This is a genomic window from Sphingomicrobium sediminis (genome assembly GCF_023805295.1).
Lineage (GTDB): Bacteria > Pseudomonadota > Alphaproteobacteria > Sphingomonadales > Sphingomonadaceae > Sphingomicrobium > Sphingomicrobium sediminis.
In genome coordinates this window covers 2,312,668-2,321,309 of record NZ_JAMSHT010000001.1, presented here as the reverse complement: position 1 = coordinate 2,321,309, position 8,642 = coordinate 2,312,668, and the positions used below count along the sequence as shown (strand labels likewise).

Below are 8,642 nucleotides of genomic sequence, written 5' to 3'. Positions count from 1 at the left end.
GCGTCGTGCCCGTGCCGGTGGTCGAGGTCGTGGTGAAGGTCGAAGAACCCGCACCGCGCGCAATCGCCGCAACGGTCACGCTGCCCGAGTTGGTGAGATCGACATCGAGACCACCCGGATTGACCGTCACGACCGCCGTCGTGCCCGTGCCCATCGTCGTGGTCGAGCCCGTACCGGTCGCCGAGATATTGATCCCGAAGGCCGTCGCACTGGCGCCGCCAATCGCAGCCGAAGCCACCGCGACCGCACCAATGTCACCCGAGTTGGAAACACTCGCCTCAGCTTCCTGCGCATCGACATGGTAGCCCACCGCAAAAGCATCAGCCTGCGCCGCATGAACCGCCGTCGCTCCAGCAGCAATCGAACCCGAATTGTCGAGGGCGAGCCCGATATCGCCGGGTTCGGAGCCATCGATATAGATAGCCGAGGCATTCGCCCCACCGCTACCGGCCGTACCCGTCGCCGTCGCCAGCGCGTTCGCGCTGATCGTACCGGCGTTGCTGATCGAAGCCGTCACCGTGGTCGGATTACCGTCGATCGACTGCTCGACACCGATAGCATTGGCGAAGGCCAATGCAGGGCCGCTCGCATTGGCATCGGCGACCGCCGAAAGTGAAATCAGGCCGCTATTGCCGACAAAGGCCAAAGCCTGAGACCCACCAACGCGCTGGTAGACGCCGGTTCCGCTAGCGCCGACCGAGACTGAAGAGGCTGAGCCCACCGCGGAGCCGAAGCCGGCAAGGCTGCCGCTATTGGCGAGCGAGGCTACAGCCGAGCCCGATTCATTGGCCTGTGCGCGATTGTCGACCACTTCGACATAAGCGAAAGCCGTTGCCTGGTCCGGCGCAACCGCATTGGCCTGCGCGCTCACACTCACGTTCCCGCTATTGGACATGGTCGCCACCGCGCCGCTGTCGCCCGTCACATATTGCAGCATCGCGCCCGAAGCGCTCGCCTCGGCATTGGCCTGGCCTGTCGCGAAGGTGTTGGTGACGAGCGTGGTGCCCGATCCCATCATTGTCGTCGAGGTTCCGCTGGCCGCAGCGTTGGCGACAGCAGTCAGGCTGATCGTGCCGCTGTTCGAGACCGAGCCCGTGCCAGGTCCGCTCTCGGCGTTCACACGCTGCGCCAAGCCCGAAAGGGCGATCGCGTCGGCGTCGGCGTTGCTGGACCCGGTCGCATTGGCCGAGGCCAGCTGCGAAATCGTGCCGCTATTGCTGAGCGTTGCGGTCGCTGTCGCGCCAACCAGTTGCTGATAGATGCCGCGCACGTTGACGTCGGCCTGCGCCCTGCCGCCCGAAGAGACCGCGTTGCCGATCCCGTTGCCAGAGAGAGCGCCGCTATTGGCGAGCCAGCCCGTGACCGGACCCGACCCATAGGCAAAGCCGCCCTGCTCGATGAGGTCGATATCGACCTCGGCATAACCCTCGGTCCCACCGCTTGCGCTAGCATTGATGGCCGCGTTGATGTCACCGCTATTGTCGAGATAGACATCGACCGTGTTGCCGCTGGCATCCTGGTCGATCCCGTCGATAATCCCGTCGGCGCTCGCATAGTCGGGGCCCGACGCCACGACATTCAAGTTCGCCGACAGCGTAGCCGAATTGGACAGCGTCGCCTCGAGCGATCCACCACCGATATTCTGGTCGAGAATGTCGATGTCACCGTCAGCCAGCGCGCTACTACCCGACGCGATGGCGCTAGCGCTACCCGACAGCGCAATCGCTGCCTGGTTCACCAGCACTGCTTCGACAGTGCCGCCAAAGGCATCCTGATCAATGCCGCTAAGGTCGGCGCTTGCGTAAGCGTTGCTGCCCGAAGCGAAGGCCGCCACGTCGGCATCCATGCTACCGGAATTGACGATCGTCACCGAACGCTGGCCGGCAAAGAAGCCCGACGCATTCTGGTCGATCCCGTCGAAGCTCGCATAGGCATAAGCCGAACTGGCGCCGACCGCCGAAGCGCCGACCGCGACCGAAATGGCGCCGTCATTGGCCAGGTCGAGCGACACGGTGTCGCCATTGCCGCTCTGCTCGATCGCATCGACGTCGGCCGTGGCATAGGCATTGCCTTCGCTGCCGGAGGCCATCGCATTCATCGAGACCGTGATGTCACCAAGATTGTTGAGCACTGCATTGGCGGTGCCGCTTTCGCTGGCGAACGCATCCTGGTCGATGATGCGGGCGTCGGCCGAAGCATAAGCCGAGCCCGCTACGGCAACCGCACTGCCCGATGCAGCGATCGTGCCGCTATTGCTCAGGATCGCGGTGGCGATATTGCCATTCACATCCTGGTCGATGCCGCTGATCGAAGCATAGGCCTGCGCGAATTCCGAACCGACGGCGTCGGCCGCGGCAACTACATTGATCGCCCCCGAATTGTCGATGACACCGACAGCCGTCCCGCCGGTCTGTATGAACGTGGTGGTCGTACCCTCGCTGGTTACGGGAACAGAGTAGGCTGCAGCATCGACATCCTGCCGGATACCGGCCGCTTCTCCGATCGCAGTGGCGAACCCGCCCGATCCGGTCGCCGAGGCCACCGCCGATGCGGAAAGCGAGACGGTTGCCGAATTGACGATGCTCGCATCGGCAGTCCCGCCGCGCGCATCCTGGAGAATGCCATTGGTCCATGCATCCGCGCGGGCCTGCGCATTGCCCACGACATTGGCATCGCCATCGATCGCGATAGCGCCGCTATTGACGATATTGGCACTGACCGGGCCATCGCCCTCGAAGTTGTTCGCTCCTTGCTCGATCCCGGTCACCCAGGCCAACCCGAACGTGCCTCCGGTGCCGCCGCCAATGACGTCCATCGTCGCTTCCACGTCGATCGCGCCGCTATTGTTGATATCGGCATTGGCCGAACCACCCGAATTCACCAGTTGGCGGATGCCGTCGCCGGCAGCATTACCGCCGGCGGGCGCACCATCGCCACTGGCGAAAGCGAAGGCATCGATATCGATCGAACCCGAATTGGCAATCGCGCCCGTGGCTGACATCGCCGCGCCGACCGTCTGGGCGATCGCGACACCTGCCCCGAGCGCATTGACGTTGCCAGTGCCCTGCGCGCTCGCATCAGCATCCAGCGCGATACTGCCGCTATTGGTGATACTGCCATCGGCTTGCGATCCGAAGATGCGTTGTTCGACCCCGCCAAGTCCCGCGAAGGCATTCGCGAACGAGCCCGAAGCAATGGCATCGGCATCGGCAACGAGATTGATCGCACCCGAATTCTGAATGACACCAATCCCGCTTGTTCCGCTCGCCGCCTGCTGGAAGATTGCAACACCGCCCGCATTGACGAAGGCGTCCGTACCCGAACCTTCTGCAATCATCGTGGCGTTGATGGCCCCGCTATTGCTTATAGAAACGTCGGCGACACTTTCAGCAGACGCGACCTGCCGGATGATGTTCACTCGGCCAAACGCATTGGCACCGCTGCCCGCAAGTGCCGTCACATTATAAGTCAGGTTATTGGAGCCAGCCCCGACATAGTCGAGGTCAACATTATCACCGAAGCCCAGCTGTTCGAGCAAATCGATTCCCGAGCCAGCGCCGGCGAAGGCGTCGCCGCTACCGGAAGCCAATACGTCGACATCGACACTGAGGACGCCAACTTGCGATAGTGTCGCTTCGACAGTCGTGGCCTGACCCGACTGATGGATAGCCCAGAGGGCACCGCCTGCGACAGCATTGATGCCTTCAGACGTCATCGCGACAGCATCCACATCAATATCGACGGTCCCGCTATTGGCGAGGTGAAGCGCGAGCGACGTCCCGACCGCATGCTGGTCGAGCGCAGACGCCTGATAGCTGGCATTTGCTGCAAAACCGCCACTCGCAAAGGCCGCGACGTCCACATCGATCAGGCCACTATTGCGCTGGTCGAGATCGATCTCCTGGCCAAAAATGTAGGACCGCTCGCCATTGCCGTAAGCAAAGGCGTTGGCCGTGCCGCCGCCAACGGCATAGGCCGAAGCATCGATCGAGATCGTGCCGCTATTGGTGAAGTCGATCGCATAATCATTTGCGCTGAACTGCCAGTGGTTGACGCCGATCGCGGTCGCTTCGACATTCGCAAAATTAGACGCAAGAGCACTGGCATTGGCCGCGACATCGATCAGGCCGGCATTGGTCATTCCGACCGCCACCTCAGATCCGAAGCCCAGTTGCTGAACGCCAACGCCCACCGCGCTGGCGAAGGCGTTGAACTGCCCCTCGCCGCCTGCCACGGCACCAGCAGAGACATCGAGGACGCCGCTCGTCCCGTTGACGAGGTTGAGCGCAACGCTCGATCCGAAGCCCAGCTGCGTGATCCCGCGGGCCTGTGCACCCACATCACCGAATACGCCCAGCTGATCGGCATCCGCGTTGACATCGACCAGCCCGTCATTGGTGAGATTGACGATGGCTACCGGTGCGTTGACCTGCTGATTGAGCGCATTGGCCAGCGCCACGCCGCTGCCATTGCCGATCAGGTCGAGTTCAGCCGAAATCCCGATCAAGCCGACATTGACGATATTGGCATAGCCCGTACCCGCGGCGAAGACGTTCTGGTCGATGCCGGCGGCACCGTCGACCGAGGCAAATCCCTGCACACTCTCGCCCGAAGCAAAAGCACCGGCCGCCAGCTCTACGGTGCCATTGTTGACGAACGAGGCCGAGGCATCGCCATTGCCCGCCTCGACATTCTGCAGCAGGCCGAGGCCCACATTGGCGTTTGCATCGGCCCCGCCTCCCGAGATGGCAGTAGCCACAGCGCTGCCGAAGAGCAGGCCGTCATTCTGGAATCCGGCAAAGGCATCGCCGCTACCGGCACTGGCAAACTGCCCGGCGACATAGCCGACGACTGCGGTTGCTTCCGCAGAAGGCCCGGCCACGACGGCCGCGGCTTCTGCCACGCCGCTCACCGTACCGGTATTGGTGAAGTTCACGGTCGCGCCTGTGGACGTGATCGCGGCTACCGTCGCAAAAGTCCCTGTCGGCGAAGCTTCGGGGAAGTTGATCGCTTCCTGTCGCACGACATTGGCAAAGGCGAATGCCTCCGCAGCCGTCCCGGCGGCAGAAGCATCGGCATTGACGGCAATGACACCGCCATTGTTGATCGAGGCCGATGCGACGTCGCCTTCCGCAATCGCGATCTGCGACACGGCGGCGCCCTCGCCGCCAATACGCGCATCGGCATCGGCAAATTCACCGCGGGCCGCAGCCACCAGGTCGACATTGATGAGACCATCATTGTCGATTGACGCCGAAGCGCCGCCCGGTCCGCCCTGCGCGGCCTGGATCAGGATGACGTCCATCTGCGCTGTTGCTTCCCCGCTGGTGGCAAGGACGGCCAAGCCAGCCGCATAGATATCCGCACTGAGGGTTGCACTGGTGGCGTTGACAAAGTCGATGCCGACCGCAGTGCCCTGGCCCGACTGCCACACCATCGCGCCGCCATTGGCGCTGGCATAAGCGCCAAAGCCGCCCTCGCCGGTCAGTGCCGAAGCCGCAGCCTCGGCCAGGAGCGCACCACTATTGTTGATACTCAACGAGGCGCTCGAGGCGGCCTCGACAATCTGCGCGATGCCGTAATTGCCCTCGGAGCCGTTGACCAAGGCAGTCGCCTCGGCAGATGCGCCCCCGGCAAGGGCGTTGGCATCCATGAGGACCGTGCCGCTATTGACGATGGCGCCCGTTGCGCCAGCCTCGCCGACATTGACCTCTTGGTAGATGGCTTGCGTGGCATAGGCGAAGGCATCGACGAAGGCCCCGCCGGCTACCGCCGTCGCTTCGAGCGACACGCCGCCGGCATTGGAGATGCTCGCGACACCGCCCGTCACCGCTTCGCCATCCTGCCCAAGGCCGATCACGACCCCGGCGACAACATCGTTGGCGTCGCTTGCAAAAGCGCCAAGCGCAACATCGCCCTCATTCTCGAGCGACAAGTCCACGGACAGACCGTCGGCCTGTTGCCCAATGCCTATTGCTGCAATCGCGACCGCATCGTCCGAGAAGACCGCGTCCGCTCCCGCAGCAGCCTGGAGTGCAATGACACCATTATTGTCGGCAACGGCGATAGCGCTGCCCGAGAAAGCATTGACCTGCTGGAGATTGCCGAAGGCCAGGGCCGTCGCATTGGCCGATGAAGCCCCTTCGGCGATCGCCACCGCGTCCAAAAGGATGGAAGCCGTCCCGGTCGTGCCGGTCCCCGTGCCCGTACCTGTCCCGGTGCCCGTGCCGGTTCCTGTGCCAGTTCCAGTACCCGTCGCCTCGGCTCCGTTGACGAAGCTGGCAAAGGCGAAACTACCGGCCGTCACCGATTGATTGACACCATTGGCGATCGCACTGGCCTGCGCATTTCCGAAAGCCTGTGCGATGGCCACAGCAGAGATGTCGATCAGGCCGTCATTGGAAACCCCGATCGAAACCGAACCGCCGGTCGCGAACTGGTCGATCCCGCCCGCGCGCACGAACGGCCCTTCGATGGTCGAACCGACTTGCGCCACGGCAACCGCGCCAGTCGAGCCTTCCGCCGTGGCGATCATATTGATGTCGATAGTGCCGCTATTATTGATCGAGGCGTCGACTGCGCCGCCACTGATATTCTGGACGACGGGAAGAGCACCTGCACTTGCGGTGGCAGTGCCGCCCCCGTTACCCGCCGCAATAGCAACCACGAAGAGGTTGATGCTGCCTTCATTGTCGATCAGGGCATTGGCGGACGATCCCGCGCCAATGACAGCCTGATTGATGACACCGCCATTCGCCGAGGCATTTTCCGCATCGGCAAAGACCGAAATACCGATATCGCCATCATTTCTCATCGACAGGTTCGCAACCGTCGGGAAGAGCGAGAATTGCGCCATGATGTCGAACGTGGACGCGCTAGCACTATCGGGCGCAGATGCGCTGACTACCAGCTCCATCGAGCCATTGTTCGCCATCAGCATGTCAACCGTGCCGGGCAGGAAGAGCGAGGACTGGCTCATCCCTTCGGCGAAGACCGCAGTGGCGTTGCCATTGGACCCGCTGGCCACGGCATTGGCGCTCAGCGTGATCGCGCCGTCATTGACCATGTCGAGATCGGCATCACTGCCGAAAAATCCGGTGAAGAAGCCGCCCACGGCGATCTGCTGGAAGGCGCCGCCAGCATTGAAAGCAATGGCCTGCGCACTGCCAGTGGCAATCGCAACCGCCGTAACGCCCACATCAAGTGACCCCGACGTGCCGTTATAGAGACTGGCGGCACCGCCGACGACGCCGTCAAGCGCCTGGACGACGGCCACGCTATTCTGCGCGAAGGCGAAAGCATTGCTCGCCGTACCGCCTTCGACATAGCCGGCATCGGCGACGACGTTCATCGAGAAAGCACCATCATTGTTTAGCGCGATGCTGCCGGAAACATTGCTGGTGCGCGCGAAGACGACCTGGCCGATGCCAGGACCGAAGGCCTGCGCATAGGCGTCGGCACCCGCGCCATCGGCAACCGCTGTCGCGTTAATAAAAATGTCGCCCGAATTATCGAGCGACACGGCAAGGTCTGCGCTGCTGGCCGCGGCACTGGCGCGCTGTACGATCCCTTCGAACAGGATCGCATTGGCGTTCGCCGTGCCCGAAGGCGCAATGGCCGCCGCATCGACATCGATTTCGACTTGGCCGGGGAAGAGCGAGGTCGTCGGTGCTGCATTGAGGTCCATCGCGAGATTGACCGAATTCTCGCCGGTCCCGACTTGCGCGATGCCGGCACCCGAAAGCGCCGCATTGGCCGTCGCGCCAAGCGCGACGGTGCCGGTGTTGAACGCATTGGCGGTGATTTCCACGCCAAGATCGTTCGAATTCTGGATGAGCTGGTCGACGTTATTGCCGACACCGCGCTGCAGCAGCGCAACGCCTTCAATCGTTGCATTGGCGACGACATTGGCGGTCGTCGTCCCGGCGACCATCACAGTCGAGGTTTGGGGCGCACCCGTACCGGTACCCGTCGTGCCGCTTCCCGTCGTAAGACCGGGCCCGGTGGCACCGGTTGCGGTGTTGCCGCCGCCAGTCGTTGCGACACCCGTCAGGGTCTGGGTGCCCGAAGCATTTACGCCATCGGCAGTGATTTCGGCGATGGCCAGGATATCGATGGGGCCGGTATTGGAGGCAACCAGGGTAACATTGCCTTCGCTTCCGGTTCCCGTAGCGCTCGCCGACTGGATGACCTGACCATTGGTCGTCGAGGAGACCCGCGCTGTAATCTGGTTGGCGTCCATCGTCGCGGAAGCCGTGACCGTCGTGCGCACACCGCAATCATTGATGAGGGGAGCATCGGCGCAAATCGCACTGATCTCGATGACGTCGACGATATCGACATCGGTCGTGGGGTTCGGGGACCTTCCGCCATCATCGATAATGATGGGCGCCGCGACGGATGGCATGGCCAGTCCGAGCGTCGCGATGGATGCACTGGTAAAAAGAATATTGCGCGTAGATGTGGTCATCATCTGTCCCCTGTTGATCCTGCCGGATCGCCCATGGCGGTGCGCCGTCGCGCACCACCGCCTAGCCCCGCCTGAGGCTCGATTGGTGTGACGCAACGCAACAGAGTACGTTTTCGGTAAACCGAGAATTAATAGCAGTATCCCGCAAAACTGCGGTTGGCAAGCGCTAGTT

1 protein-coding gene is annotated in these 8,642 nt (G+C 62.8%); it reads right to left on the bottom strand.

Annotated features, from left to right (window positions below; all coding sequences use genetic code 11):
- The coding region (locus tag NDO55_RS11900; protein WP_252115466.1) for a beta strand repeat-containing protein at nucleotides 1-8,473 on the bottom strand (8,473 nt) is incomplete at its 3' end.
- Nucleotides 8,474-8,642: the final 169 nt, after the last annotated feature.